General features: G+C 70.1%; 24 protein-coding genes. 9 read left to right on the forward strand and 15 right to left on the reverse strand.

The window, feature by feature from the left end:
* Positions 1 to 8 precede the first annotated feature (8 nt).
* The 6 genes from HALOF300_RS25000 to HALOF300_RS25025 form a co-directional block, all read right to left on the reverse strand.
* Complete coding sequence (locus tag HALOF300_RS25000; RefSeq protein ID WP_156743581.1) at positions 9 to 1,073, reverse strand: glycoside hydrolase family 76 protein; 1,065 nt, start codon at positions 1,071 to 1,073, stop codon at positions 9 to 11.
* 3 nt (positions 1,074 to 1,076) lie between these two features.
* Positions 1,077 to 2,354 (reverse strand): ABC transporter substrate-binding protein, encoded by a 1,278-nt coding sequence (locus HALOF300_RS25005; protein WP_231955746.1) that lies wholly within the window; start codon positions 2,352 to 2,354, stop codon positions 1,077 to 1,079.
* Positions 2,355 to 2,387: 33 nt separating this feature from the next.
* Positions 2,388 to 3,296 carry a carbohydrate ABC transporter permease gene (locus tag HALOF300_RS25010; protein WP_156743582.1) on the reverse strand — a complete coding sequence of 303 codons (909 nt, stop codon included), beginning with the start codon at positions 3,294 to 3,296 and terminating at the stop codon, positions 2,388 to 2,390.
* On the reverse strand, positions 3,293 to 4,264 hold the full coding sequence (locus HALOF300_RS25015; RefSeq protein WP_154794094.1) for a carbohydrate ABC transporter permease: 972 nt from the start codon (positions 4,262 to 4,264) through the stop codon (positions 3,293 to 3,295). Before HALOF300_RS25015 ends, HALOF300_RS25010 begins: the two co-directional genes overlap by 4 nt.
* A complete protein-coding gene (locus HALOF300_RS25020) occupies positions 4,261 to 5,565 on the reverse strand; it encodes a glycoside hydrolase family 125 protein (RefSeq protein ID WP_156743583.1) in 1,305 nt (434 codons plus the stop codon). The genes HALOF300_RS25015 and HALOF300_RS25020 overlap by 4 nt, the downstream gene beginning before the upstream one ends.
* Before the next feature lie 130 nt (positions 5,566 to 5,695).
* Positions 5,696 to 6,673 (reverse strand): LacI family DNA-binding transcriptional regulator, encoded by a 978-nt coding sequence (locus HALOF300_RS25025; protein WP_156743584.1) that lies wholly within the window; start codon positions 6,671 to 6,673, stop codon positions 5,696 to 5,698.
* 134 nt (positions 6,674 to 6,807) lie between these two features.
* Here HALOF300_RS25025 and HALOF300_RS25030 point away from each other — a divergent pair, with 134 nt between their 5' ends.
* Genes HALOF300_RS25030 through HALOF300_RS25050 form a run of 5 tightly spaced genes read left to right on the forward strand, consistent with a single transcriptional unit; the run spans position 6,808 to position 11,653 of the window.
* Positions 6,808 to 7,626 carry an ABC transporter permease gene (locus tag HALOF300_RS25030; RefSeq protein ID WP_156743585.1) on the forward strand — a complete coding sequence of 273 codons (819 nt, stop codon included), beginning with the start codon at positions 6,808 to 6,810 and terminating at the stop codon, positions 7,624 to 7,626.
* Entirely contained in the window at positions 7,623 to 8,420 is a 798-nt protein-coding gene (locus HALOF300_RS25035; protein WP_156743586.1) for an ABC transporter permease, read from the forward strand. The genes HALOF300_RS25030 and HALOF300_RS25035 overlap by 4 nt, the downstream gene beginning before the upstream one ends.
* Positions 8,417 to 9,427, forward strand: a complete 1,011-nt coding sequence (locus tag HALOF300_RS25040) for an ABC transporter ATP-binding protein (protein WP_156743587.1) — start codon at positions 8,417 to 8,419, stop codon at positions 9,425 to 9,427. Before HALOF300_RS25035 ends, HALOF300_RS25040 begins: the two co-directional genes overlap by 4 nt.
* 38 nt (positions 9,428 to 9,465) lie before the next feature.
* On the forward strand, positions 9,466 to 10,551 hold the full coding sequence (locus HALOF300_RS25045; RefSeq protein ID WP_156743588.1) for an ABC transporter substrate-binding protein: 1,086 nt from the start codon (positions 9,466 to 9,468) through the stop codon (positions 10,549 to 10,551).
* Complete coding sequence (locus tag HALOF300_RS25050) at positions 10,544 to 11,653, forward strand: adenosine deaminase family protein (RefSeq protein WP_231955747.1); 1,110 nt, start codon at positions 10,544 to 10,546, stop codon at positions 11,651 to 11,653. Before HALOF300_RS25045 ends, HALOF300_RS25050 begins: the two co-directional genes overlap by 8 nt.
* Before the next feature lie 50 nt (positions 11,654 to 11,703).
* Here HALOF300_RS25050 and HALOF300_RS25055 read toward each other — a convergent pair whose 3' ends face one another.
* Both HALOF300_RS25055 and HALOF300_RS25060 read right to left on the reverse strand, forming a co-directional pair.
* Positions 11,704 to 12,348, reverse strand: coding sequence for a DNA alkylation repair protein (locus HALOF300_RS25055; protein ID WP_231955748.1), 645 nt, complete (start codon positions 12,346 to 12,348; stop codon positions 11,704 to 11,706).
* Positions 12,345 to 13,058 (reverse strand): DUF899 domain-containing protein, encoded by a 714-nt coding sequence (locus HALOF300_RS25060; protein WP_156743589.1) that lies wholly within the window; start codon positions 13,056 to 13,058, stop codon positions 12,345 to 12,347. The genes HALOF300_RS25055 and HALOF300_RS25060 overlap by 4 nt, the downstream gene beginning before the upstream one ends.
* Before the next feature lie 98 nt (positions 13,059 to 13,156).
* Here HALOF300_RS25060 and HALOF300_RS25065 point away from each other — a divergent pair, with 98 nt between their 5' ends.
* The 4 genes from HALOF300_RS25065 to HALOF300_RS25080 all read left to right on the forward strand — a co-directional run bounded on the left by HALOF300_RS25065 (position 13,157) and on the right by HALOF300_RS25080 (position 16,489).
* The gene (locus HALOF300_RS25065; protein WP_156743590.1) at positions 13,157 to 13,756 is read left to right on the forward strand and encodes a TetR/AcrR family transcriptional regulator; all 600 of its coding nucleotides are present in this window, start codon (positions 13,157 to 13,159) and stop codon (positions 13,754 to 13,756) included.
* A 49-nt stretch (positions 13,757 to 13,805) separates the two neighbouring features.
* Positions 13,806 to 14,360 (forward strand): AAA family ATPase, encoded by a 555-nt coding sequence (locus HALOF300_RS25070; protein WP_156743591.1) that lies wholly within the window; start codon positions 13,806 to 13,808, stop codon positions 14,358 to 14,360.
* 78 nt (positions 14,361 to 14,438) lie between these two features.
* Positions 14,439 to 15,395, forward strand: a complete 957-nt coding sequence (locus HALOF300_RS25075) for an aldo/keto reductase (protein ID WP_231955749.1) — start codon at positions 14,439 to 14,441, stop codon at positions 15,393 to 15,395.
* Positions 15,392 to 16,489 carry a Gfo/Idh/MocA family oxidoreductase gene (locus tag HALOF300_RS25080; RefSeq protein ID WP_197522826.1) on the forward strand — a complete coding sequence of 366 codons (1,098 nt, stop codon included), beginning with the start codon at positions 15,392 to 15,394 and terminating at the stop codon, positions 16,487 to 16,489. Before HALOF300_RS25075 ends, HALOF300_RS25080 begins: the two co-directional genes overlap by 4 nt.
* Before the next feature lie 94 nt (positions 16,490 to 16,583).
* On the opposite strand, the gene HALOF300_RS25085 is transcribed toward HALOF300_RS25080, so the two are convergent.
* Genes HALOF300_RS25085 through HALOF300_RS25115 form a run of 7 tightly spaced genes read right to left on the reverse strand, consistent with a single transcriptional unit; the run spans position 16,584 to position 25,406 of the window.
* Positions 16,584 to 17,705, reverse strand: coding sequence for an aminotransferase class V-fold PLP-dependent enzyme (locus tag HALOF300_RS25085; protein ID WP_156743593.1), 1,122 nt, complete (start codon positions 17,703 to 17,705; stop codon positions 16,584 to 16,586).
* Positions 17,705 to 18,487 (reverse strand): SDR family oxidoreductase, encoded by a 783-nt coding sequence (locus tag HALOF300_RS25090; protein ID WP_156743594.1) that lies wholly within the window; start codon positions 18,485 to 18,487, stop codon positions 17,705 to 17,707. Before HALOF300_RS25090 ends, HALOF300_RS25085 begins: the two co-directional genes overlap by 1 nt.
* Positions 18,484 to 19,869, reverse strand: a complete 1,386-nt coding sequence (locus HALOF300_RS25095; protein WP_231955750.1) for a Gfo/Idh/MocA family protein — start codon at positions 19,867 to 19,869, stop codon at positions 18,484 to 18,486. Before HALOF300_RS25095 ends, HALOF300_RS25090 begins: the two co-directional genes overlap by 4 nt.
* 8 nt (positions 19,870 to 19,877) lie before the next feature.
* On the reverse strand, positions 19,878 to 20,738 hold the full coding sequence (locus HALOF300_RS25100) for a carbohydrate ABC transporter permease (protein WP_231955751.1): 861 nt from the start codon (positions 20,736 to 20,738) through the stop codon (positions 19,878 to 19,880).
* Complete coding sequence (locus HALOF300_RS25105; RefSeq protein ID WP_231955752.1) at positions 20,735 to 21,691, reverse strand: carbohydrate ABC transporter permease; 957 nt, start codon at positions 21,689 to 21,691, stop codon at positions 20,735 to 20,737. The genes HALOF300_RS25100 and HALOF300_RS25105 overlap by 4 nt, the downstream gene beginning before the upstream one ends.
* A 4-nt stretch (positions 21,692 to 21,695) precedes the next feature.
* The gene (locus HALOF300_RS25110; RefSeq protein WP_156743596.1) at positions 21,696 to 23,099 is read right to left on the reverse strand and encodes an ABC transporter substrate-binding protein; all 1,404 of its coding nucleotides are present in this window, start codon (positions 23,097 to 23,099) and stop codon (positions 21,696 to 21,698) included.
* Between the two features lie 3 nt (positions 23,100 to 23,102).
* On the reverse strand, positions 23,103 to 25,406 hold the full coding sequence (locus HALOF300_RS25115; protein WP_156743597.1) for an alpha-N-acetylglucosaminidase: 2,304 nt from the start codon (positions 25,404 to 25,406) through the stop codon (positions 23,103 to 23,105).
* Positions 25,407 to 25,512 lie beyond the last annotated feature (106 nt).

Here is a 25,512-nt window from a genome sequence, read left to right on the forward strand (position 1 = left end):
GGCGGAACTCAGGCCGGCGTCTGCGCGAGCTCACGAGCCTCGATCCGTGCGCGTGTCTCGGTCGCCATGACGGCCGAGAGCTGGGTGGACATGGACGTCCGCCCCTGCGGTCGGGCCCTCCAGTCGTCGCCGGCCCAGAGCACGCCCTCGGCATCGTCGAGCCGGTTCACGTCCCAGAGCCGGTCCGTCCCGGACCGCACGAACGCGACCAGGTCGGGGGACGGGCGCAGGTCCAGGAGCAGGTCCAGATACCGGTAGAAGATGCCCTTGAAGAGCCCCACGTCGCCGCCACCGGTCTCCGGGAACACCCCGTCCGTGGCGAGGAGGTCGACGGCCCGGCGCGCACTGAGCTGGGCCCGGTCCAACCAGGCAGGGTCGTCGTCGTGCGCGAAGAGCTCGACGCACGCACCGATGAACAGGCCGTAGTTGTAGGTGTAACGCCAGTCCGTGTCGACCTGGGCGTCACCCTCACGGTTCACGCCGTCCTCCACGGTGCCGTCCTCGCGGACCAGGTGCTCGGTGAGCCAGTCCATCGTGCGCCGGGCCCAGGTCAGGTACGGCTCGCCCGAGCCGTCACTGCCGAACCGGGACGCCAGCCTGGCACCGAGGATGATGAACGGCCCGTTCGCCGGCGTGTTCTTGTAGTACGTCTGCGACTTGCGCCACGCGATCCCGCCGCCCATCACCTCGTTCCAGCCGTCGTCGAGGCAGTGCTGCCAGATCACCCGCGCCGGCTCGAGGTACTCCTCGTACCCCGGAGCGCGGGACAGGCGCTCCAGGGCGAGGGCGAGCCAGAGCATGTCGTCGAAGTAGTCATTGAACAGGCTGCCGGAGTTGCGGGCGACGATGTTCTCGAAGATCCCGACGGCGGTGCGCAGGTGGGCCGGATCGCCGGTGCGTTCCCAGCCGTCGATCGCGACGTCCATCGCATGTGCGAGCCACCAGTAGTTGAACGTGGCGTTCTCATCGACGGGATGGGAGTTGTTCAGCAGTTGCGGCGCCGCAGCACCGTAGAGCACCGTGAGGCTGCGGTGGGCGAGGTCCGCTCGTTCGGACCAGTCGGTGTGCGTCATCGATCAGGCGTTCTCGGCCAGGATCCGGTTGAAGGACTCCTCGGCGTTGTCGAGCGCCTCCTGGGCGCTGATCTCGCCGGCCATGAAGCGCTGGAGCTCGGGGATGAGCCCCTGCCCCTCGGCGTCGGAGTAGCCTGGGATCGTGGGCCGTGCGGTCGCGAACGCCATCGTCTCCAGCAGCGCCGAGTAGGCCTCGTTCTCAGTGAAGAACGGGTCCTCGGCGGCCTGGAGGTTGGCTGGCATGTTGCCGCTCAGCTCAGCGAAGGCCACGCCGTTCTCGGGCTGCGTGGTCCACCACTTGATGAACTCCCAGGCACCCTCGACGTTCGGGGCACCCTCCGGGATGATCATGCCGAAGCCGCCAAGGCCGGAGGCCTGGTCGCCGTTCGGGCCCGCAGGCGCCGCGACGATCCCGTAGTTGAGGTCCTCGATCGCGTCATAGGTCGCCAGGGTCCACGGGCCGTTGTAGGCCATGGCCACGGTGCCTTCGGCGAACCCATCGGTGCCCTCGGCGAAACCGAGGTCGTACACGCCGCGGTTGTTCATGAGGTCGTCCCACTCCTCGAGGACGGCGAGGCCCTCCGGGGTGTTGAAGGCCGCCTGGCCGTCGTCGGAGACCATCTGGCCACCGGCCTGGCCGAGCCACATGCTGAACAGGCCGACGTCGGAGAGCGCGAAGCCGGACCGGGCCAGGGTGCCACCCTCGCGCACGGTCAGCGCCTCGGCCGCGTCGGCGAGCTCGGCCCAGTTCGTGGGCGGCTCGAGGCCGGCCTCGGTGAGCAGGTCCTCGTTGTAGAACAGCGACCGGTTGTCCACCGTGAGCGGGATCCCGTAGACGGTGCCGTCGTAGGTGAGCTCGTTCAGGGCGGCCTCGTAGAACATCGAGGTGTCGACGGAGTCCTCGGCGATCAGGTCCTCGAGCGACATCAGCGCTCCCTTGCTCGCGTAGACGCTGGTCGCGAACCGGTCCCAGAGCACGACGTCCGGTACGCCACCGCCGGCGATCGCGGTGAGGAGCTTGGCCTCGACCTCCTCCTGGGGCTGGTAGGTGACGACGTAGTCATCCTGGCTGGCGTTGAACGCCTCGACCTGGGTCTCGATCTGGGTGGCCTGCTCCCCGGTCCAGTTACCCCAGAAGGTGACCTCCTGACCGCCGTCACCGCCGTCGTCGTCGCCAGCGCCGCCGCCGCCGCCCGAGGAGCAGGCGGCCAGGGCGAGCGCCCCGACGGCGAGTCCCGCCGAGAGCTTCATGAATGTTGAGGTTCGTGTCTTCGTCGACATGACGAACTGTCTCCTTATTGTTGGGTGGGGGAGCTATTTGGAACCGACGTGCGCGACGCCCTCGATGATGTAGCGCTGGGCGAGCACGAAGATGAGCAGGACCGGCAGACTCACGATGACCGTGCCGGCCATCAGCGGCCCGTAGTCCGTCGTGTGTTCGGTCTTGAAGGCCGCCAGGCCGACCTGGACGGTCAGCATGTCGCGATCGCTGAGCACGATCAGCGGCCACATGAAGCTGTTCCAGCCGGCCTGGAACGTGAGGATGCCGAGCACCGCGGCGCCGGCCTTGGCGAGCGGCATGTAGATCTGGGCGAAGATCCGGAACTCGGAGGCGCCGTCGATCCGGGCGGCCTCGGCGAGTTCCTCCGGCATGGATGCGAAGAACTGGCGCATGAAGAACACGGCGAACGCACCCGCGGCCCCGGGCAGGATGATCGCCCAGTACGAGTTGATGAAGCCCATCCCGCCCTGGCCGAAGAAGTCGTTGCCACCGGCGAACGGGAACCGGCGCAGAACCAGGAACGTCGGCACCATGGTGACGATCCCGGGGATCATCAACGAGGACAGCAGCGTGCCGAACAGGACCCGCTTCCCGCGGAATCGCAGGCGCGCGAACGCGTACCCGGCGAGGGAGCCGAAGAAGATGTTCAGCACCACCCCGGCGATGGCCAGGAAGGTCGAGTTGAAGAAGTACCGCCCGAACGGCACCGACGTCCACGCCTTCACGTAGTTCTCGAGGGTGGGTTGGTCCGGCCAGATCTGCAGCGAGGAGGACAGGATCTCGCCCTCGGGCTTGAGTGAGGTGACGATCGTCCAGATCAGCGGGAACACCGTGGTGATCGAGACCGCGATGACCGCGATGTACCAGGCGGTGGTACCGACCTTCTGGCGGGGTGTGCTCGCACGCTTCAGACGCAGGACGTACGGGTCGGCGGTGGTCATGACTGGCTCCTGGACGTGAGCTTGAAGTTGATCAGCGAGAACACGGCGATGATCAGGAACAGGACGAAGGACAGGGCCGAGGCGTAGCCCATCTTCAGGCCGCCGAATCCCTGGTTGTAGATGTAGTAGACGACCGTCAGGGTGGAGTTGCCGGGCCCACCCTTCGTGAGCAGGTAGGCCTGGTCGAACACCTGGAACGCGCCGATGATCAGCAGCGTCGAGATCAGGAACGTGGTGCGGGACAGCCCGGGGATCGTGATGTACCGGAACGTCTGCCAGACGTTCGCCCCGTCGATCCGGACCGCCTCGTACAGCTCGCGGGCGATGCCCTGCAGGCCGCCGAGGTAGATCAGCATGTTGGTGCCGAACCCGGACCAGACGGACATCAGCACGATCGCCGTCATCGCCCACTTGGAGTCGTAGAGCCAGGCCGGCCCGTTGATCCCGAACCAGCCGAGGACGATGTTGAACAGGCCAGACTGCGGGTTCAGCAGCCAGTACCAGATCGTCGCGGTCGCCACCGTGGACGCGACCACCGGGATGTAGAAGAACGTCCGGAACAGCTTGACGGCTCTGCTGTTCCGGTTGAGCAGCAGCGCGGTACCGAGCGCGACGGCCACCCCAAGGGGAACGAACATGAGGGTGTAGATCGCGGTGTTGCGCAACGCGAGCAGGAAGATCGGATCGCCCGCGATGCGCTGGTAGTTCTCCAGCCCGACCCACGAGGCGTCCCCGATGACGGCGTAGTCGGTGAAGCTCAGCACGACCGCCATCACCACGGGGATGATGACGAACGTCAGGAACAGGAGCATGGGCACGAGGACGAAGATCCAGCCCCAGATCTCCTGGGGCTGCGGTTTGCGGAACGGCCGCGAATGCCGGTCCCGGCGCCGTGCGGGACTCGTGACCCTGTCGGTTGCGATGTCCATCGCGTCGGCACTGACGGCGGTGGGCTGGATGGTCGTCATGGTGTGGGCACCTGCTCTTCGTCGAGGGTGGATTGCACGCCGGCGCCGCACACGTCCAGTACCAGTTCGCAGAACATCGAGTCGGCCCAGGAGAACCACTCGCGGGTGAAGGTCGCCGGATCGTCGACGTGGAACGACTCGTGCATGCGGAACGTGTCGGCATGGGTCCGGGCGAGCAGGTCGAGGATCCGTCGCTTCTCGGCGTCGTCGTCGGTAGTGAGGCCCTGGACGGCCAGGGCGATCGGCCAGACATGGTCGGGTGGGGTGTGCGGGCTGCCGAGCCCGACGGCGTGGGTGCCCCTCGTGTAGGTCGGGTTGTCGGGGGAGAGGACGAACGCCCGGGTGTTGCGGTAGATCTCGGCGTCGATGGCGTCGCCGCCGGTGAGCGGCAGCGAGAGCAGGCTCGGCATGTTCGCGTCGTCCATGAGGACCGCGCCGCCGAGTCCGTCGACCTCGTAGGCGTAGATCCGGCCGTGGACCGGGTGCGTGACGATGCCCCACTCGCGCACGCCCGCGGCGAGCTCGGCGGCCAGATCCCGGGCCCGGCTCGCGAGGGCAGGATCGTCCAGGACCACCGTGGCCAGCTCGGCGAGGTTGCCCAGGACATGGATCGCGAACAGGTTGCCAGGCACGTTGTAGTTCAGGACGCACGCGTCGTCGCTCGGCCGGAACCCGCTCCAGGTCATACCCGTCCGGCCGACCGGTGAGCCGTTCCCGCCATCCGTGAGGGTGTCCGTCGGCGGGCCGTCGTGACGTTGGAAGCGGTACGGCGAGCGCTCGGCGTGGTCCTGTTCCACCTGCCAGGTGGTGATGATGAGGTCGGCGGCGCGGGCGAACTCCGCGTCCAGGTGGTCCGTTCGCCCGGTGATCCGCCAGACCTGGTGGGCGAGCTGCAGCGGGAAGCACAACGAGTCGACCTCGTACTTGCGTTCCCACACGCCCGGGTGCATCTGCGTCTCGTCGCCGGCGTGCCCCGCGCCGTCGGGCCGGGCGTTGAAGGCGTTCGCGTACGGGTCGAGCAGGATCGCCCGGACCTGCCGCCGGACGAGCGACACGAGCAGGTCCGCGACGCCCGGATCGTCGGCGGCGAGCGGTAGGTAGGGGCGTACCTGTGCGGCGGAGTCGCGCAGCCACATCGCCGGGATATCACCGGTGAGGACGAACACCTCCTCGCCGTCCGAGTGGACGAACGCGTCGCGCAGCGTCCGTGACATCGCATCGCGGAAGATCCGGGTGATCGCGTCCGATCCGATGATCTCCTGGACCCGTGCGGTGGTCTCGGTCAGGGAAGGGTGAGCCACAGTGCTCCTCTAGATATATTCAACATCAGTGTTGTCTGAGAGTCAGATTAAACGTACCCACGATGAATGTGCAAGCAGGCGCGACCTACGGCCCCGCGTGGTCGAGCCACGGGGGCGGAGGTCGGTGCTGTCAGCGGGCTTGTCCAGGCCCCTCGCCGGCCCACGAGATGGGTACGTGCAGACGCGCTCGGGTCGGCTCGCCCGTGCCCGCCGGCGCCGAGATCAACTGGCCGAGGGCGGCCGCGCCGAGCCGTTCGCCGTCGACGTCCACGCGCGGCGTGCCGGGCACGCCGACCACCCTGATCAACCGGTCGCCGCCGGCCGTGGGCACCCCGTCGCCCACCCGGGCGAGGCCTCGGCCGACAAGACCGAGGAGCAGGCCGAGGCCGAGGTCGCTGGCATAGGGGAGTACCGCATCGGCGTCGGAGGAGGCGACGCGGTCGACCAGGCCGGCGCCGGCGTCGAACGTCGCCGGATACGGGCCGAGCACATCGAGAAGGACGCCGACGGCGGTCGCTGCCTGGTGCAGGGTCGCGGTGCGTTGGGCGTTCTGCCAGGAACGATCGGGGCCACCGATGTACAGGATGCGGCGATGCCCCGCCGCTGCGAGGCCGCGCAGTAGTTCTGCGAACGCACCGGCCGTGTCCGCCACCACGGACCCGAGCCCGTCCACCTCGCGGTCGACCAGGACGACGGGCTTGCGTGCGGCAGCCTCTGCAACCAGCGAGTCCGGCCCCCGGGGTGCCACGACGAGGAACCCGTCCACGCCGGTCGCGAGCCGGTCGAACCGGCCGAGCTCGGCTGGGTCCTCAAGGGGCAGGACAGCGACGGAGAGCTGAAGGTCGGCCTCCTCGGCCCGGATCTGGGCGCCGCCGATGATCGGCGCGAAGAACGCGTTGCTGAGGGTCGGGACCAGCAGTCCGAGGATTCCGGTTCGGCCGCGGGCGAGGTGCTGCGCGGCCCGGTTGGCCACGAAGTCGAGGTCCGCCGCGGCGGCTCGGACCCGGGCGACGGTGGCCGGGGCGACGAGCTCTGGGCGGCTCAGGGCCCGTGAGGCGGTGGCCTTGGACACCTGCGCTCGGACCGCGACATCGGAGAGCGTGGCCATACCCGTGCCTCCCGTTCTTCTGACGTTCAATCTGCGGACGAAGTTGCCGAACGGGGGATCCACCCGTTTACACTCCCCAATGTAACCGGTTGTGGAACCGGTTGTGATGACTCTGGACGACGGGAGGAGTGCTCATGCGTGGCCGCACCGCACTGCTCGTCCTGCCGGGTCTGGCCGTGCTCCTGATCGGATTCCTGATCCCGTCGGTCGCCATGCTCTTCGCGCCGCCCGGCGTCAGCCCGAGCGAGGTGTTCGAACGGCTCGGAAGGATGCTGACCGATCCCTACGACCAGGCCATCGTGATGCGCACGCTCGGGCTCGGACTGATCGTCACCGTCATCTGTATCGGCCTCGGGTATCCGATCGCCTACCTGCTCTCCAGGTCGACGTCGCGGTGGGCCGGGGTGCTGCTGGCGCTGGCGATCTTCCCGTTGCTGCTGTCCTCGGTGGTGCGTACGTTCGGGTGGCTGGTGGTGCTCGGATCGCAGGGAGCGATCCCGCAGCTGCTCCTGCGCCTGGGTCTCGTGGACACCGCGCCGCAGCTGTTGTACACCCCGCTCGCGATCGTGCTGGGTCTGACCCAGATCTTCCTGCCGCTCGCCGTGGTGGCCTCGTACTCCGCGCTGGCTCAGGTCGACGCCGGGCTCGACGAGGCGGCCCGTGGGCTCGGCGCGAGCCGGACCCGCACGTTCTGGGCCGTGGTGGTGCCGCTCTCCGGGCCAGGCGTCGTAGTGGCCGCGACCCTGGTGTTCGCCGGTGCCGTGACCGCCTACACCACGCCGTACCTGCTCGGGGGCTCGCGGCAGCGGATGCTCTCCACCCAGCTGTACACGTACTCGTCCACCACCATCGACTGGGCCGCCGCCAGCGCGACCGCGCTGATCATGACGGTGCTGGTGTTCACCGTCTCCGGTCTGTCCGCTCTCGCGGCACGTCGTGGAGCGACCTCATGAGGACCCGCCACCCGATCGCCGCGAGCCTTGCCGTCCTCGGCTACGTCGTCATGCTCGTGCCGATCCTGTTCGTCGTGATCACCGCGTTCACGGCGGGCTCGACGCTGCGGTTCCCGCCGGAGGGCTTCTCGCTCCGGTGGTTCGAGGCGGCGCTCACGTACACCCCGTTCACGAGCTCACTGGTCTCCAGCCTGATCCTCGCGGTGATCTCAGCGGCACTGGCACTCGCGCTCGGCGTGCCGGTGGCGCTGGCGATCCACCGCGGGAAGCTCCCTGGCAAGGCCCTGGTCGAGGGTCTGTTCCTGTCTCCGCTGATCGTGCCGGAACTCGTGGTCGGCCTGGCCCTGTACCAGCAGCTCATGGTCGGCTTCGGTCTGGACAACTTCCAGACCCTCCTGTTCGGGCACACCGTGCTGATGTTCCCGTACGCGGTCCGGGTGACCGGCGCCTCGCTGGCGCTCATCGACCCCGCGGTGGAGGACGCCGCCCGCGGTCTCGGCGCCTCGGCGGGCCGGACCTTCTTCTCGATCACCCTGCCGCTGCTGCGCCCGGGCCTGTTCTCCGCGGCGCTGCTCAGTTTCATCACCTCGTTCAACAACGTGCCGCTGTCCCTGCTCCTGCAGAGCCGCGACTTCCGCACCCTGCCCGTGGTGATGCTCGACTACGTGCAGCAGAACTACGACCCGATCGTCGCGGCGATCTCCGTGGTGATCCTGGCCGCCACCGTGCTGGTGGCCGTGGTCGCCGAGCGCACCGTCGGCTTCGCGAAGGTCTTTGGAGGCATCAACCGATGACAGACGCAGCGCAGTTCCGCGGGGTGAGCCAGGTCTTCGGTGACTTCACCGCCGTCGACAACATCGACCTGACCATCCCCGACGGCAAGCTGACCACCCTGCTCGGCCCCAGCGGCTGCGGCAAGACCACCAGCCTTCGGATGCTGGCCGGCTACCTGGCCCCCTCGCGCGGCACGATCAGCATCGCCGGGGTGGACTCCACGCGTACCCCGCCGGAGAAACGGGACCTGGGCATGGTGTTCCAGTCCTACGCGCTGTTCCCGCACATGAGCGTCGCCGAGAACGTCGGCTTCGGGCTCAAGATGCGCCGGGTGCCGGCCGCCGAGCGGGCCCGCCGGGTCGCCGAGTCGCTGGAACTGGTCGGGTTGGCGCACCTGTCGACGAGCAAGCCGAAGAGACTGTCCGGCGGACAGCAGCAACGGGTCGCCCTGGCCCGGGCCATCGCGATCCGGCCCAAGCTGCTGCTCCTGGACGAGCCTTTGTCCAATCTCGACGCGCGGCTGCGGATCCAGATGCGCGCAGAGATCCGCCGGATCCAGGCCGAGACCGGTCTCGCGGTGGTGCTCGTGACCCATGACCAGGACGAGGCGCTCGAGATGAGCGACGAGATGGTGCTGATGAAGGATGGGAGGATCCAGCAGCAGGGAGCCCCGCAGGAGGTCTTTCCCGCGCCCGCGAACCGGTTCGTCGCGGAGTTCCTCGGCTACGAGAACTTCCTCACCGACACCGGCGGTGGGCTTGCCACGATCCGACCGGAGCACCTCTCCTTGACCGTGGGGGAGCAGGCGCCGTCCGCCTCCGCCGGCGCGGTCGTGTCCGGTGTGGTCATGGACCTGGCCTACCGCGGCGTGGACCTGCTGGTCACCGTCGCGGCCACGGACGCCTCGGGTGCACGGATCGAGCTGCTCGCCGACCTGCGCGCCGAATCCGCCCCCGACCTGACCCAGGGCACACACGTCTGGGTACACGTGCCTACCACGCACCTGGTCCCGCTCACCGGCGACTGAAGTTCCGCCGTCGACCATCCCCACCACGAGAGGCAACCATGAACCCGAAGTCTTCGGCGCTGCGGCGCCGCACCCTCCTCGCCACCACCGGCCTGACCGCGGTCGCGCTCGTCCTGGCGGGCTGCTCCGACGATGCCGGCGGTGGTGACGGTGATGCGCAGAGCATCGTCGTGAGCACCTTCCCGTTCGGGGTCGAGGAGTTCACCGAGGCGGTGGTGGACCCGTTCACCGAGGCCACCGGCATCGAGGTGGTCCTCGATACAGGGTCGAACGCCGACCGGCTCTCCCAGCTCCAGCTGGATCAGGGCGACGGTGGGGTGGACGTCATGCTGATCTCGGACACGTACGCCGCGATCGCGGACGCCGAGGGCCTGTTCCAGCAGGTCGACGCCGAGGCGGTCCCGAACCTGCAGGAGATCGCTCCGTTCGCCGTGGAGGACGCCTACTCGGGGCCGGCGTACAGCTACCAGCTCAACGGCACCATGTACAACACCGACGAGCTCAGCGCCGACGAGGCCGCGGACTGGGAGCTGTACGCGAACACCGACTACGCCGGCCGCCTCGCGTTGCCGGACATCGCGGTGACGGCGGGCCAGCTCACCGTCTCCGGCGTGGCGTCGACGTACGGCGACGGACCCTTCGACGTCGACACTGCGTTCGCGACGATGGCCGGGTGGGCACCGAACATCCTGCAGTTCTACAGTTCCACGACCGAGCTGACGAACCTGCTGACGCAGGGCGAGATCGTGGCCGGGGCGGCCCTCAACGGGTTCGCCACCGACCTGATCGCGGCTGGGGAGCCGATAGGCTGGGCACCGCCTGCCGAGGGTCGGTACATGGCCACCAACCGCGCCATGATCCCCACCGGCGCCCCGAACCTCGACGGCGCGCACCAGTTCATCGACTATCTGCTCTCCGCCGAGGCGCAGACGGCGTCCGCGGCGCTGGTCGGTGACCTGCCGGTCAACCTGTCCGTGGAGATCCCGGAGGAGCTGACCGCCGTGGTCGGCGACGTCGCGCTGGACCCGACGGCCGCCGGTTACGAGACGCTGGACCCGAACGAGATCGTGCCGAACCGCAACGAGTGGGTCGAGCGTTTCGCGCGTGAGGTCGTTGGTGGCTGACGCCCTCGTGCCGCACGCCTACCTCGACGCCCTCCCCAAGGTCGACCTGCACTGCCACCTGCTCGGCACGGTCCGCTCCGCCACGTTCGCGGAACTGGCCCGCCGGGAGGGTCTCGAGCTGCCGGTCCCGGCCGAGCGGGTGTTCGCCGACATCAACTCGCGGCCACCGGACCCGGACCTGTACCGGCACACCCGGATCCCGATGCCCCAGGGGCCGAGTCCGGACGAGCCGGAGGTCTCGTACTCGCTGTTCCAGGTCTCGACCTGGATCCGGGACGTGCTGCGGGACGCCGATGACTTGACCCGGATCGTGTACGAGGCATTCGAGGACGCGGATCGGCTGAGCAATACCCGGCACCTGGAGTTCTCCTTCGACATGGTGCCGGAGCATCTGGCATCGCTGGGATACGCAGGAACCGTCGAGGCGTACGCCGAGGGCATCCGGATGGCCGAGCGGGACTTCGGCATGACCGGACGGATGCTCGCCGCGATCGACCGGTCCGGCACGGGGGAGCAGGCGCTGGAGTGGATCCGGACCGTCGTGGCGAATCCGCACCCGTACGTCGCCGGCATCGGGCTGGACAATCTGGAGACGGCAGGCCCGCCGGAGCGGTTCGCCGAGGCCTACGCGCTGGCCGGGCAGGCCGATCTGAAGCGGACCGCGCACACATCCGAGCACGTGCCCGCGGCCCAGAACGCCCTCACGTGTCTCGACGTCCTCGGCTGCGACCGCCTGGACCACGGGTACTTCGTCCTCGAGGACGACGCCGTGGTGGCCCGGATGAGGGACGAGGGCATCGCCTTCACGGTGGCCTCCACCACCTCGCGCCGGTCCTGGCGGCCGTGGCGACGCGCCTCGATCCGCGCCATGCTCGACGCCGGACTGAACCTGGTGCCCGCCTCGGACGACCCCGGCCTGTTCCCGACGACCCTGGCCAGCGAGTACCGGATCCTGGCCGATCAGGTGGGGGTGTCACGGGAGCAGCTCACCGCGATGGCCCTCGCCGGGGTCGACGCGTGCTGGCTTCCGGAGGCCGAGAAGGCCCAGGTGCGGGCACGCTTCCTGCGGGAGATCACCGACCTGGCGCACGTCACCGCCTGACGTGCCGTGCCGTGCCTCGCCATGCGGGGCGGGCACGGCACAGCCGGCGGTCAGGCCCTGGCCAGGTAGCGCTGCCGAGTCCCGGTGTCCAGGCGCTCGACCGCGTAGCGCAGCGCCACGCGTGGCATGGTCGCGGCGTGCACGTCCAGGAAGGCGAGCAGCCGGTCCGGGTCCCGCTTGCCGGCCTCACGGACCCATCCACCGACCGCCTTCTGGACCAGGGGTTCGGGGTCGTCGGCGAGCAGGCCGGCGATCGCGAAGGTATCGCCGAGGTCGTCGTTGCGGATGAAGAAGTAGGTGGCGACGATCGCGGTGCGGCGCTCCCACCAGTCCTGCGACCGGGCCAGTGCGTACAGCGGCGACCGCGGCCGGTCGGCCAGGTAGCCACCCACCACGTGCGGGGCGGCACGGTCGACCAGGTCCCACGTGTTGATCCGGTCATGGCGACGCAGATAGAGCTCATACAGTTCCCGGCGGCGCTCCGGGGGCGTGCGCCGACTCCGGGCCTGGAAGTCCATGATGCTGACCGCGCCGACGCGCATCAGGTGGTCGGGGGACTCCAGCATGGTCTCGATCTCGGCCGGATCGGTGTCGATGAACGCCTTGGCCAGGGCGAAGACCTCCCGCATCGGAACCCGGTTGCCGTCCGCGCGCAGGTGCTCGAGCCGCAGGCCGAACTCGGTGGCCCCGCTCAATGGCTCGCTGCCCCCGGGCCGTACAGCCGGGCGATGTCCGGCGAGTCGAGCCAGCCGGCGTAGGCCGGGCCCTTCGGCCAGCCCTCCGGTGAGTCCTGCCACTCCTCCTTCCGTCCCCACGGAAGGATGTCGAGGAGCGGGAAGAAGTGACTGAGCTGCTCCGTGCCGCGGCCGTTCGTGTGCCAGGTCCGGTAGACCGTGTCACCGTCGCGCAGGAAGACATTGACGGCGAACCCGCCGCCTGCCGGCGCGTCGACGTCGGCACCGAACGGACTGTCGGCGGTCGAGTACCACGCCATTCGGTTGCCGACCCTCTCGCGGTAGGCGAGGGCGTCGTCGATCGGGCCCTGGGTGACGATGACGAAGCGCGCGTCGTAGGCGGCCAGGGCGTCCAGACGCGTGAACTGGGACGTGAACCCGGTGCAGCCGCCACACTGCCACTCGGCGCCCGGGTGCCACATGTGGTGGTAGGTGATCAACTGCGATCGGCCCTCGAAGATGTCGGCCAGGCGAACGGCCCCGTCCCTCCCGACGAGCGTGTAGTCGTCCATCTCCACCATCGGCAGGCGGCGTCGCTGGGCCGCGATCGCATCCAGTTCGCGGGTGGCTGCCTTCTCACGCACGCGCAGCTCGGCCAGCTCGCGTTGCCACGTGTCGGTGTCGACGACAGGCGGCCGGGCAACCGACCGGGTGGTGGGTGGGTGCGTCATCGGGGTTCCCTCGGTCGGCCGGACGGCGTGGCTGATGGGCTATGTTGACAGCGTACACATGCGGGCGATCGTGGCCAAGGTCTGCGGAGGAGGAAGCGATGGCTCGGGCGACCTATCACCACGGCAACCTGCACGAAGCCCTCATCGAGGCCGGGCTGGCACTGACCCGATCCGGGGGTCCCGGGGCCCTCGTGCTGCGTGACGTGACCCGCCAGGTGGGCGTCTCCCCGAACGCGGCGTACCGACACTTCGCGGACCGGGAGAGCCTGCTCGCCGCCGTCGCCGTGGCGATCCAGGACCGCATGTCGGATCGCATGGAGTCCTGTGCAGGACCGGGACGAGCCGAGGAGAGCGGAGCCCGCGCGCGCCTGACGGCGGTCGGCCTGGGCTACGTCGACTTCGCGATCGCCGAACCGGGCTGGTTCGAGGTGGCGTTCGCGGGTGCCGGGGCGCTACAGCACGCCGACGCGAGGACGCCCGCTCCGCTGGCGCGGCTCGTCGAGGCACTGGACGGTCTCGTCGCCGCAGGGGAGTTGGATCCGGCCGCGCGCCCGGGCGCCGAGTGGCCGTGCTGGTCCGCCGTGCACGGGTTCGCCCTGTTGGCGCTCACCGGCCCATTGCGGGATCTGCCCGCGGAAACCGTCCGGGCGGCCGCGCACCGAACGGTCGAGGCGGTCATCACCGGGCTCCTCGCGTGAACGCCGCCGCGCGCGACGGTCTCGTGGTGTGACCCGTTACGGTCGGATCATGCGCGCCGAACGCCACGGGCTCGAGCGGCCGGTCGTGGTCATCTTCACCGGTCTGCCGGGCACCGGGAAGTCGACGATGGCCGACCGAACCGCGGTTCATCTCGGTGCCCCGGCGTTCTCCGGCGACTGGCTCATGGGTGCACTGCAGCCGGCGGCCGGCCAGTTGGCTCACCTGGATCGCGACACCCACCTGCGGCTGTACCACAGCCTCCTCGGCAGTCTGTTGACACGGCAGCTGCTGCTCGGTCAGAGCGCCGTCCTCGACTGCCTGGTGACGCCGGGAGTGGTGGAGGGGTGGCGTTCGACCGCGACCGAGCACGGAGCCGACCTTCGGATCATCGAGTGCGTCTGCAGCGACGTGGCCCTGCACCGCTCCCGTGTGGAGGGCCGGGTCAGGGGCATTCCGGGGTGGCACGAGATCGACTGGGCACACGTGGAACGGATGCGAGCCGAGTTCGGTGTCCTCGGCGGGGAGCACCTCACGCTGGATGCGGTCGTGCCCATGGATCGGAACTTCCGAAGGGTGTGCGACCACCTGCGTCGCCAGGAGTGAGTGCGCGCCCGCGCCCCGAGGGAACGACCTTCCTAGACTGTCCGACAGCACAGCCGCGGACATCAAGGAGTGCACACCGTGCCAGAACCGATCATGCTCGACAGACGACGTCTCGGTAGGAGCGACCTTCGCGTCACACCCCTGTGCGTCGGCGGTGGCCCCATCGGGTCGATGCCTGGCAACTTCGGGTACGAGACTCCCGTCGAACGCGGCATCGAGACCGCGCTGGCCGCGATGGATGGCCCGATCAATTTCCTGGACACCTCGAACGGCTACTCCGGCGGTGAGAGCGAACGTCGGATCGGAGCCGCCATCGTCAGGAACGGCGGTCTGCCGGACGAATTCGTGCTGGCCACCAAACTGGACCGCGACCTCGACTCGGGAGACTTCGGCGCCGAGCGCATGTACCGTTCCGCGCGGGAGAGTCAGGAGCGGCTCGGGCTCGAGACGTTCCACCTGCTGCACCTGCACGATCCGGAACACGTCGGTTTCGACGCGGCCATGGCCCCGGGTGGCCCGGTGGAGGCGCTGTTGGCGTTGAAGGAGCGAGGGGTCGCCCGGTACATCGGAGTGGCCGGCGGACCCGTCGACATGCTCCGCCGGTTCGTTGCCACCGGCGTCTTCGACGTCGTGCTGACGCACAACCGGTGGTCGCTGGTGGACCGGTCGGCGGACGAACTCATCCAGGAGGCGTTCGACGCGGGCGTCGGCGTGCTCAACGCGGCCGTGTTCGGAGGTGGCGTGCTGGCGCGCGGCCTGGTCTCCGGCGCCCGGTACGCCTATCGCGACGCCGAGCCGCGGGTGGTCGCTGCGATCGCCGCCATCGAGGAGCTCGCCCGCTCGTTCGAGGTCCCGCTGCCGGCCGCGGCCATCCAGTTCTCGACACGAGACCCTCGGATCGCCTCGACCGTGCTCGGTGTCTCACACCCCGAGCGCGTCGGCGGCTCGGTCGCGCTGAACGCGCTGCCCATCCCCGAGGAGTTCTGGGCCCGGGTGCAGGACCTGGCAGCGCCGTCGGACACGTGGCTGTGGTGAGCGAGCCGGTTCGGATCGCGGTGGCCGGCGCCGGGTGGCGCGCCGGCTATGCCCTGCGGGTGGCGCGTCAACGCCCCGATCTCGTCCAGGTCACGGGGGTCTACGCGCGCTCGGCTCGATCGGCCGCCCGGATCGAGGACCTGTGGAACGTGCCGGCCAGCACCGACCTCGACGACGTCGTCCGGCAGGGCTGCCCGGAAGCTGCCTTCGTCTGCGTGCCGAGGGAGGTGGTCGGCGACCTCGCCCTGCGGATCCACGACGCGGGGCTGCCGTTGCTACTGGAGACGCCTCCGGGGCCGGACATCGACGCCTTGTTCCGGATCCACGGGCTGCTGGGCGGCTCGGGCGCGCAGGTCTCGGAGCAGTACCAGTACCAGCCGCAGCACGCGGCCCGGATCGCGGTCGCGCGCTCGGGCCTGCTCGGTCAGGTCGGCTCCGCCTCGGTCTCCGTGGCCCATGACTACCATGCGGTGTCCCTGCTGAGACTGCTGCTCGGGGTGGGCTTCGAGGACGTCGTCGTCGACGGCGTCGCCGACGTCGACCGGGTACGTGCGGTCCGCGGCCGGGACCGTTGGGTGCCCGAGCCACAGGTGATCGACGCCGAGGTTGTTCGGGCGAACCTTCGCTGGGCCAGTGGTCGACGCGGCGCGTATGAGTTCGGCGGCGAGCAGTACGTCTCGCCGCTGCGCGGCAGACACCTGCGGGTGCGCGGAGTGGACGGTGAACTCGTCGATGACGAGGTGGCCTGGTACGTCGGGCCCGGTCAGGTGGCCAGGAGCAGCCTGCGCCGCGACGAGACCGGCCGGGACGGTGATCTTGAGGGTGCGCACCTGAGGCAGGTCTGGCTTGGCGAGCGTCTCCTCGCCGAGAACCGGTTCGCGCCCGCTCGCCTGTCCGACGACGAGATCGCGCTGGGGGAGTGCCTCGTGCGCATGGTCGAGTACGTACGCGGTGGCGATCCCTTCTATCCCTTGGCCGACGCCTGCGAGGACGCCTATCTGGGCCTGCTCATCCACGAGTCGGTGCGCACCGGTGGCCCGGTCCGTGCGGTGGAGCGGCCGTGGCAGGGGCTGCGCAGCCCGGCGACGACCTGAGGGTCGGGCACCGTCACCAGACGAATCGTCACGTGTCACCCGCGCGCAATCGGCCGTAGGGTCCGCGCGGAGTCCGACACAACCGGCGCGGCGGCTACTGGGGCGCGAACACCCGCCGGACGGCATCGCCGACCCGGCCCGCCTCGGTGTCGGTGACCAGTACCGGGTTGATCCACAACGCGTGCTCGGACGCCACCATCACGATCACCCGGGGGTTCCCGTCAGCGAGCGCCGCGGCGACCCTCGCGGCCGGGGGATGGGCATCCGGGGACCACTGGAGCCGTACCCGCGGCCACGGCCCTCCCGCCTCGCCGGGCCAGTCCCTGGCCGCGGTGACGCCCGGGAGGCCGCGGAACTCGCTGATCCAGGTGGCGGCGACCTGTTCGGCACGGGCCAGGTCGGACTCCAGATCCCGGTCCAGCCAGAGGTCCAGCGCGGTCAACAGGCCCATGATCTCCTCCTTGCCCACCTTCGCCGGCCGGCCGAAGCGCTGCAGCGGGAAAGCATGCTGCCGGGCGGCGCCGATATAGGCCGCCGAGCCGAGCAGCAGCCCGGACGCCTGTGGTCCACGCAGCTCCTTGCCGCCACTGAACGCGACCAGGTCTGCGCCGGCCCGGGTGAACCGCCACAGGTTCTCCCGCGGCGGCAGCTGCGCGGCGGCGTCGACGAACACGGGCACGCCGCGGTCGCGGGCGATCCGGGCGACCACCTCGAACGGCAGCGCCGCGTCGCCCAGGTGCGAACCGGCCACGAACACGATGCCGGCGGTCCGCTCGCCGATAGCCGCGTCCAGCTCCCAGTCCTGGGTCTGGATGGCGTTGCCGAACTCGACCACGCGCGCCCCGGCCAGGGTGAGGACATTGTCGTAGGGGATCCGGTGGGCGCGGTGCATGAGGATCTCGGTGCGCGGCAGGGCTCCCGCGCCATGCTCCAGCAGCTGCCCGACGACGCGCAGGTCGCCTCGAGTCATCATGGCCAGCGCACCCAGCAGCAGTCCGGCCGAGGCCCCGGAGACGACGAGGGCGTCCTCGTTCCGGGTGAGCCTGGCGACGCGGGCGGAGGCCGCCGTCTGCAGCTCGTTCAGGTCCACGAACGAGCGGGCCGCGAGGCTCATCGCGTCGGTCACGGCCTCCTCCATCAGGGACCCGCCGAGCACCGTCAGCGTGTTGTGGGCGTTGATGACGGGGCGCACGCCCAGGTCGTCGTAGCTGACCATCACGAGTCCCGGCCGACGGCGGTCGGGATCATCCGGAACCCCCCGGCGGTCAGGCCACCGTCCACCACGAGGGTGGTGCCGGTGATCCAGGCGGCGTCCGCCGAGGCCATGAACAGGACCGCACCGGCGATGTCGTCCGGGGTCCCGACCCGTCCGAGCGGGTACCAGGCCGCCAGGTCGTCGAAGACCCGCGGGTTCGCGGTCACACGCTGGCGCCAGGCCGGGGTGTCGACGGTGCCCGGTGCGACGGCGACGGCGCGGATCCCGTGCGGGCCGTACCGCAGCGCCAGGCCGCGGGTCAGGTTCTCGACGCCGGCCTTCGCCGCGCTGTAGGCCTCCTGCCCATATGCGGCGAGGCCGTTCACGGAGGTCACGTTGACGATGACGCCGCCGGACCGTCCGATCATCGCCGGCAGCACCGCCCGGACGCAGTGGAACGTGCCGTCCAGCACCACGGCCCGCTCGGTGGCCCACTGCTCGTCGGTGATGTCGATCAGGCCGTCGGCGACGGCGATCGCGGCGTTGTTGACGAGAACCGCGATCGGGCCGACCTCCCGTTCGATCGCCGCCATAGCCTTGGTGACCGCGGCGGAGTCCGTCACATCGACCCCGCGGAACACCACCGCAGCCGCAGCGTCCGCGCCCCCGGCGAGCTCCGCCGTCGGCCCTCGCAGATCCAGGCCGACGACCCGCGCGCCCTCGGCCGCGAACCGTTCGACCAGGCGCGCTCCGATCCCCGACGCAGCGCCCGTGATCACGACGACCTGGTCGGTGAATCTCATGCCGCGCCTGCCGGCCCGATCGCCGCGTCGGCCGGTCCGGGCGCCGCGCCGACCGCGCTCGTGAACTCCACGGGACGCCCGAGCAGGCGTGAGGACTCCGCGGCGAACGCCATCCGGTGACTGTCCATCGCCGTGTCCAGGGAGAGCACCGGGTCACGTCCGAGCTCGTCCCGCTCGAGGGCGGCCACGAACGCCTCCATCAGGCCGTCGTCGCCGCCGGCGTGGCCCCGGTGGTCGTCGGCGTCGGCGCCCTCGGGCCGGGCCTCGATAGTCCAGACCCCGTGCCCCATCGGTGCCCGCGTGTGCCGCCCGGTGACGATGCCGGCACTCAGCTGCGGCGCTACGGCGGTCGGTGCGAACAGGTCGAGCTCGATCCGGCCCGTCTCCATGTTCCCGACGAGCTGGCCGTGGGTGCCGGTGATGGCGATGTCGCGGGTGTTGCGCCCGGTGAACGCCGATGCGGTGAGGTTCGCCGTGAGCCCACCGGCGAACGTCATCGTCGTCTGCTGGTGGTCGACCACGTCGTTGCCGGAGCGGTACACGCACCGGCCGTAGTCGCTGACGTGCAGGGCCTGACGGCGTCCCTGGGGTGTGGTGTCCTCCGTCAGCAGCGTGACCGGTACGCCGTGGACATCCGCCAAACCCTCCAGGTAGTAGCGCGGGGCGTTGAACGGGCAGTCCGCCGCGGCCGGGCAACCGTCGATGCAGAACTCGGGTGCGCCGTCGGGGGCGTTCTCGGCGCGGAAGTGCGTGAGCGAGCCGACGCTGTACACGGTGGTCGGTGCCCGCCCGGCCAGCCACCGGATCAGGTCGAGGTCGTGGCAGGTCTTCGCGAGCACCATCGGGCTGGACGTGGCGACCTGGCGCCAGTTCCCGCGTACGTAGGAGTGCGCGAAGTGCCAGAACCCGATGTTCTCCCGCAGTTCCAGGGTGAGCATCTGCCCGAACGCGGGGGAGTGGATGAGCTCGGAGATGGTGCGCCAGAACGGGGTGAACCGCAGCACATGCCCGACCGCCACCCGGGCGCCGGTCCGGGCGCAGTGCGCGGCCAGGCGCTCCAGCTCGGCCGAGGTGGGCGCCGCGGGCTTCTCGAGCAGCATCGGCACGCCGGCGTCTGCCAGCGCGATCGCGGGGTCCACGTGCAGCTGGTCCGGCAGCGCCACCACCGCCGCGTCCAGGTCGAGCTCGGGAAGGCGGGCCACGAGGTGGCGCCAGTCGCTGAACACCGGCGGGTGGGAGCCCGCGGCCTCGGCGAACCGTAGCGCCCGGTCCGCGCGGACGTCGGCCACCGCCGCGAGCTCGACCCGGTCCGGGTGCTCGAGCATCCAGCGCCCGTAGGCCTCCTGCCCGCGGGCGCCCGCACCCAACACCCCCAGGCGCAACGGCCGCCTCACTTCTCGGCCCCCGTCGTCAGCCCGGAGACCAGGAACCGCTGGAAGATGAAGAACAGCACCACCACGGGTACCGTGACGATGATCGAACCGGCCAGCAGCACGGTCACCGGGACGCTGATCTCGGTCAGTTGCGACAGCCCCAGCGGTGCGGTCCACAGCTCGCGCTTCTGGACCAGGAACAGCAGCGCGAACAGGTACTCGTTCCAGGCGATCATGAACACGTAGATCGCGGTGGCCGCGACCCCGGGAGCCGCGATCGGCAGCACGACCCGCCACAGCATGACCGGCAGCGAGCAGCCGTCGATGATGGCCGCCTCCTCGACGCTCTCCGGCAGCGCGATGAAGTAGTTGCGCACCATGTAGATGGCAACCGGGACGGTCGTCGAGACATACACGATCAGCAGCCCGGCGAGGTTGCCGGTCAGACCGACGCGGCTGAGCATCACGAACAGCGGCACGGCCAGCACGATGCCGGGCAGCAGGTAGACGGACAGGATGATCCCGTTCACGACGCCACGGCCCTTGTACCGCAGCCGCGCCGCGGCGTACGCGCCGAGCACGCTCACGGCGAGCGAGGCCACCACGGTGCCGAGCGCGAGCAGCAGTGAGTTGCGGATGAACCGGCCGAGGCCGAACCCGCCGTCCGCCTCGTCCCGGATCGCGGTGCCGAAGGCGGAGAAGTCCCACTCGCTCGGTCCCGGGAACAGGTCCAGTGGCGCGTTCAGGACCGCCGAGAACGGCCGGATCGCCAGCACCGCGCCGTAGAGCACCGGACCGACGGCCAGCACCAGGGCAACCACGATCACGACCACACGCAGGGCCCGCTCGGGCAACGGCGCCCTCATCGCCTTGCTCACAGGGTCTCCTTCCTTCTGCTGAGCAGCACGTAGAACACCAGCAGCACCCCGAGGATCACCGACATCAGCAACCCGTAGGAGGCGGCGCTGCCGATGTCGGCACGCGTGATCAGCTCGGTGTAGACCTTCACCGCCATCACCTGGGTGCCCCCGGCGCCGCCGGTGAGCAGGTAGATGTCGTTGAAGCTCTGGAACGACCAGATGAACCGCAGCAGGATCAGCAGCAGCACCACGGCCCGCAGTTGCGGGCCGACGATCTGGGTGAGGATCTTCCGGGACGAGGCTCCGTCGAGAGCGGCCGCCTCCTCGATGTCTCCCGGGATCGACTGCAGCCGCGCCGTGATGAACAGGAACGTCAGCGGGGTGGTCTTCCAGACCTCGAAGGCGACCACGGTGAGCAGGGTCAGCGGGATGCTCACGCCGAACACCTCGTAGGTGCTCGTGTTGAGGAAGCCGATCGGCCGGTCCCACCCGAGGAACTCGAGCCCGAACGCGTTGATCAGGCCGTACTGGGGGTTCAGCATGGTCCGCCAGATCGTGGCGGCCGCGATGACCGGTAGCACGTACGGCACCAGCAGCAGCGCTCGGACCACGCCGCGCCCGCGGAACGGGCGCCGGATGGCGAGCGCCACGACCAGGCCACACACGATCGCGCCGAGGGTGGTCAGCGTCGCGTACGCGATCGTGGTGCCGAGGGCACCCCAGAACGCCTTCGACTCCATCGCACCGGTGATGTTGTCCAGCGTCCACTCGATGCTCCCCAGGTTCATGTAGGGGATGTCCACGAGCCGTAGGTCGGCGAACGCGAACACGATCACCGCCAGGAACGGCACGATCACTATCGCGAGGATCACCAGGAGCGTCGGCGCGGTGAGCAGGTGTCCGTTGAGGTTCTCCCGCTGGGCGCGGTTCATCCGCGCCCAGGGGGAGAACCGCCGTGTCGATGACGTCAAGATGTCAGCCGAGTTCTGCCTGGAGGGCGGTCACCTGTTCGGCCATGGTGGCGGCGACGTCGGCGGCCGGCGTGCCACCGTACAGCGCATCCAGATTGCTGGCCAGGGTGCCCTGCGTGAACGCGGCACCGGCCAGTTCGGCGTCCTCGGTGCCGAAGCCCCAGCGGTACACGGACTCCATGCCGGCGTTGATGTCGGTGACGATCTCCTCCCCATAGATCGAGGCGATGGAGACGCCCTCCTCGGGTGCCGGGCCGATCGGCAGCCCACCCCAGGCGTCGATGAACTCGCTCGGGTTCTCGGGAGTGCCCAGGCGCAGCGGCAGCCGGCCCTCGGTCGCGGTGGCCAGGGTGTCCACGTAGCCGGTGCTCATCACATACTCGATGAACATCTGCGCCTCGGTGGCGTTTGCGCCGACCGGCACGCCGTAGCCGAGGACCGTGCCGTACTGGTTCGGGTTAGCCTCGTCGAGGACGGTGATGAACCCGGAGTTCTCGGCGAGGAAGTTCGGGTTGTCGACGCACTCCGCGCAGGTCACCGGCACGTCGGGGGACAGGCCGGCGAGCTCGTCGAAGATGTGGGTCGAGAACAACAGCATCGCCGCGTCGCCGGCGAGGTAGGCGGCCTGCGCGGCGGGCACGTCCAGGTCACCGGAGACGCTGGAGTCGCGCAGCTCGAGGAAGTGCTCGAGACCTTCGACGCATTCCGGTGAGTCGATGGTGACCTCGCCGGAGACCACGAGCTCGCAGCCGTTCGTCGGCAGGATCGAGTTGACCGCCTCCGTCGAGGACGGTGTCCCGGACTGCGTGCCGAGCGCGATGCCGGTGACCCCGGTCTCGCTGAGCGTGGTGGCCGCCTCGGCGAGCTCGGCCAGGTTCGTCGGCACCTCGACGCCCGCGGCGTCGAAGAGGTCCTGGCGGTAGACGATCAGGTGCACCCAGCCGTCGGAGGGCACGGACGCGACCTCACCGTCGAGGGTGACCTGGTTGAGCGCGTTCTCGTTGAACGTCGACGGGTCGAGGGCCTCCACGGCCGCGGCGGTGACCTCGGTGTCGAGGAGGCCCTGGGCGACCCACGCGGCGGTCTGGTCCGCGCCGTGCAGGATGACGTCGGGCACGTCGCCGGAGGCGGCGCCGGTGACCAGCGCCTGGTTCTGGTCCGCGCCGCCCAGCGGCACGACCTCGACGCCGATGCCGGTCTCGGCTTCGAAGTCCGCGGCGATCTGCTCCTGCGCAGCCAGCCGGGACGGGGTGACCTGCGGCGTCCAGAACACGATGTCGTTGTACTCGCCGTCGGTGCCGTCACCGGTGCCGCCGTCGTCGGAGTCGCCGGAACAGCCGGCGAGCAGGACGGCGAACGCCGCGGTGGCTGCGATCGTGATCGCTGATGACCTTCTACTGATGGACATCGGTTACTCCTTCTTCTCGGGGGATGTGGCGGTTGCTGTTCGGGTCGGGTCGGTCGAGGGGGCGACGGCGGCGCTAGCCCCGCGTGGGGCAGGGAACCTCGCGAGGGCGTCTCGGGCCAGAGTCGGCAGCGCCCGCCGGTCAGCCGGCACCGGGGTGCCGGGTGTGGTCGCGGTGCGCCAGGCCTCCTCGTGGGCCACGACCGCCTGCCGCAACGCCGACACGTCGGCGGAACCTGCGCCGTCGGGCCGTTCGCTCGCGTCGGCGAGCCAGTCCGCCCAGAGCTGCCACCGGGGGAGGTAGAACCCGGCGAGCAGCCCGGACCAGTGCCGGCCGGAGTAGTCGTGCAGGCCGCTGTCCTGGCGGCCCCACACGGTGAGCAGGGTGCGGGCGTCCCGCTCCAGCACGTCGGCCTCGGCAGGGTCGGCGCCCCAGGCCCGGGCGTCCGCCGTCCAGGTCGCCAGCCGGGAGCCGGGCAGTTGGTCGGCGAGGTCGTCGAGGGTGAGGATGTGCGCGCGCAGGTCCGCCATCGCGCGCCGCACGCCGCCGGCATCACCACGCGCGGAGGCGGCGAGGATCGCCCGGATCGGCAGCCGCGCGTGCTGGGCCACGATGTGCCCGACGACGTCCACGACGTCCCGCCCGAGCGGGCCGCCCGCCGGGGTGTCCGGATGCAGACCGATCAGCAGGTGCGCGGCCTCGGCCAGGTCGGTGAGATCGCCGAGCACCCGCGGGTCGTTCTCGGCGTCGATGTTCGCGGACTGGCGTTCGGGTGCGCTGGTGTCGACGAACTCACCGGCCAGGCGCTGTGTCGCGAACGGCGCCTCGGGGCCCCATGGGCGGGCGATGATCGGCGACGGGATGGACCGGGTCCGCCCGGGTGCGTACAGGGTCCGGGCGAGGATCTCCCAGGCGCCCGCCGCGGCGGGGTCATCGGTCCGGTACCGCGTGCGGGCGAAGCCGGCGAGCCAGTCCTGGCTGGGCGCCGGCTCCCAGACCAGGTCCGCGAGGAGCTCGTAGAAGACGGCGTTGTTCTCGATCGCCTCCATGGTCAGTCCGGTGCCCTCGAGGCGGCCCCGGTCGGGGGACCGGCGAGCGCGGCCGAGCCCGTCACGCAGGCCGTCCAGGTCGCCGAACAGGGCGAACCGTCCGCCGAAGTTGTGCACGGCGCACCACAGCCACCGGCGCCCGAACATCGCGTCGGTGCGCTCCCACATCGGTGCGTGCTCGGCCCACAGGTCCAGCAGCAGCAGCCGCTCGGCGGGCACCGCGTCCAGGAACGCCCGGGCGCGCTCATCGGTCCAGAAGCCGCGCTGGTAGTGGAACGGCCATCCCTGCAGCACCCAGACGGCGTCCGGGTCGGAGTCGGCGATGCCGGCGTAGATTCCCTGCGCCATCGACCGCAGGTAGGCGGGGTCGCCGGACGGCGGCACGGACTCGATGAACGGGTCGACGGCGTAGTGATGGTCGGTGCCGAGCAGCTCACGCTGGGCGGTCATGACCGCCGCGGCGACGCGTGCGAACCCGTCCGAGTCGGCGGGCAGCAGGTGGGTGCGCCAGCCCTGCCACTCGATCGTGGGCGTGCCGTCCGGGGCGAGCTGGGGCGGGACATGCCCGGCGAACGCGGGCAGCACCGGCGTCATCCCGAGTTCGCGCTGTCGGTCCAGGACCCGGCGGGCGAGGTCGAGGTGCTCGGCGACCCAGTCCTTGGGCAGCGGCCCGCCCCAGGAGTTCGTCGCCCCCATCCAGGTCCAGGCGAAGTGCGCGGAGCCGCCGATCCACGCGGCCGCGTCCGCGGGGTCGAGGCCGAGATCGGTGAACGCCCGCAGCAGCACGGCCTCGTGGCCCAGGACCATCAGCGGCAGGTTGATCCCGTGCAGGGCCATCCAGTCGATCTCGCGCTCCCACCGCTCCCAACCCCAGTAGGCCGCGGAGTAGGAGAACGTCACGAAGTTCAGGTAGTACCGGGTTGTGAGCTCGGTGGTGCGCCGGGTCGGCGGTGCGTCCGGCAGCGGCGCCGGCAGGTCGAGGGTGTGCTCGTCCCAGGTGAACTGGGCACCGCCGTGGTTCTTGGCGTAGTGGTAGAACCCGCTGGCGAGCGCGCCCGGGTCGCTGCCGCGCAGCAGCAGCCGGCCACCGGTGGCCTCGTAGGAGAAGACCTGCCGGTCGCCGTCGGGCTCGCACGTGCTGACGTCGACGGCGGCTGCGACGTCCACGCCGGCACCGATCAGGCGGCGCAGCAGGGCCTCGGTGCCGGAGACGGCGGAGGCTGGCTCGGGCGGTCGGGCGGGCGTCGGTGGCTGGGTCATCGCGCGGCCCCACCGCGTCGGGCGACCACCACCAAATACACAAACAAACCCCACACCACACACCCCACCCAAATACGCAAAAAGAAAACAGACAACAACAGAACAT

Origin of the sequence: Occultella aeris, assembly GCF_902703175.1 — a bacterium.
GTDB lineage: Bacteria > Actinomycetota > Actinomycetes > Actinomycetales > Beutenbergiaceae > Occultella > Occultella aeris.

Coding starts and splice junctions, on each gene's coding strand:
- HALOF300_RS25000 (WP_156743581.1), bottom strand. CDS start 1,073: ATGACGCACACCGACTGGTCCGAACGAGCGGACCTCGCCCACCGCAGC.
- HALOF300_RS25005 (WP_231955746.1), bottom strand. CDS start 2,354: ATGTCGACGAAGACACGAACCTCAACATTCATGAAGCTCTCGGCGGGA.
- HALOF300_RS25010 (WP_156743582.1), bottom strand. CDS start 3,296: ATGACCACCGCCGACCCGTACGTCCTGCGTCTGAAGCGTGCGAGCACA.
- HALOF300_RS25015 (WP_154794094.1), bottom strand. CDS start 4,264: ATGACGACCATCCAGCCCACCGCCGTCAGTGCCGACGCGATGGACATC.
- HALOF300_RS25025 (WP_156743584.1), bottom strand. CDS start 6,673: ATGGCCACGCTCTCCGATGTCGCGGTCCGAGCGCAGGTGTCCAAGGCC.
- HALOF300_RS25030 (WP_156743585.1), top strand. CDS start 6,808: ATGCGTGGCCGCACCGCACTGCTCGTCCTGCCGGGTCTGGCCGTGCTC.
- HALOF300_RS25035 (WP_156743586.1), top strand. CDS start 7,623: ATGAGGACCCGCCACCCGATCGCCGCGAGCCTTGCCGTCCTCGGCTAC.
- HALOF300_RS25040 (WP_156743587.1), top strand. CDS start 8,417: ATGACAGACGCAGCGCAGTTCCGCGGGGTGAGCCAGGTCTTCGGTGAC.
- HALOF300_RS25045 (WP_156743588.1), top strand. CDS start 9,466: ATGAACCCGAAGTCTTCGGCGCTGCGGCGCCGCACCCTCCTCGCCACC.
- HALOF300_RS25060 (WP_156743589.1), bottom strand. CDS start 13,058: ATGACGCACCCACCCACCACCCGGTCGGTTGCCCGGCCGCCTGTCGTC.
- HALOF300_RS25065 (WP_156743590.1), top strand. CDS start 13,157: ATGGCTCGGGCGACCTATCACCACGGCAACCTGCACGAAGCCCTCATC.
- HALOF300_RS25070 (WP_156743591.1), top strand. CDS start 13,806: ATGCGCGCCGAACGCCACGGGCTCGAGCGGCCGGTCGTGGTCATCTTC.
- HALOF300_RS25085 (WP_156743593.1), bottom strand. CDS start 17,705: ATGGTCAGCTACGACGACCTGGGCGTGCGCCCCGTCATCAACGCCCAC.
- HALOF300_RS25090 (WP_156743594.1), bottom strand. CDS start 18,487: ATGAGATTCACCGACCAGGTCGTCGTGATCACGGGCGCTGCGTCGGGG.
- HALOF300_RS25110 (WP_156743596.1), bottom strand. CDS start 23,099: ATGTCCATCAGTAGAAGGTCATCAGCGATCACGATCGCAGCCACCGCG.
- HALOF300_RS25115 (WP_156743597.1), bottom strand. CDS start 25,406: ATGACCCAGCCACCGACGCCCGCCCGACCGCCCGAGCCAGCCTCCGCC.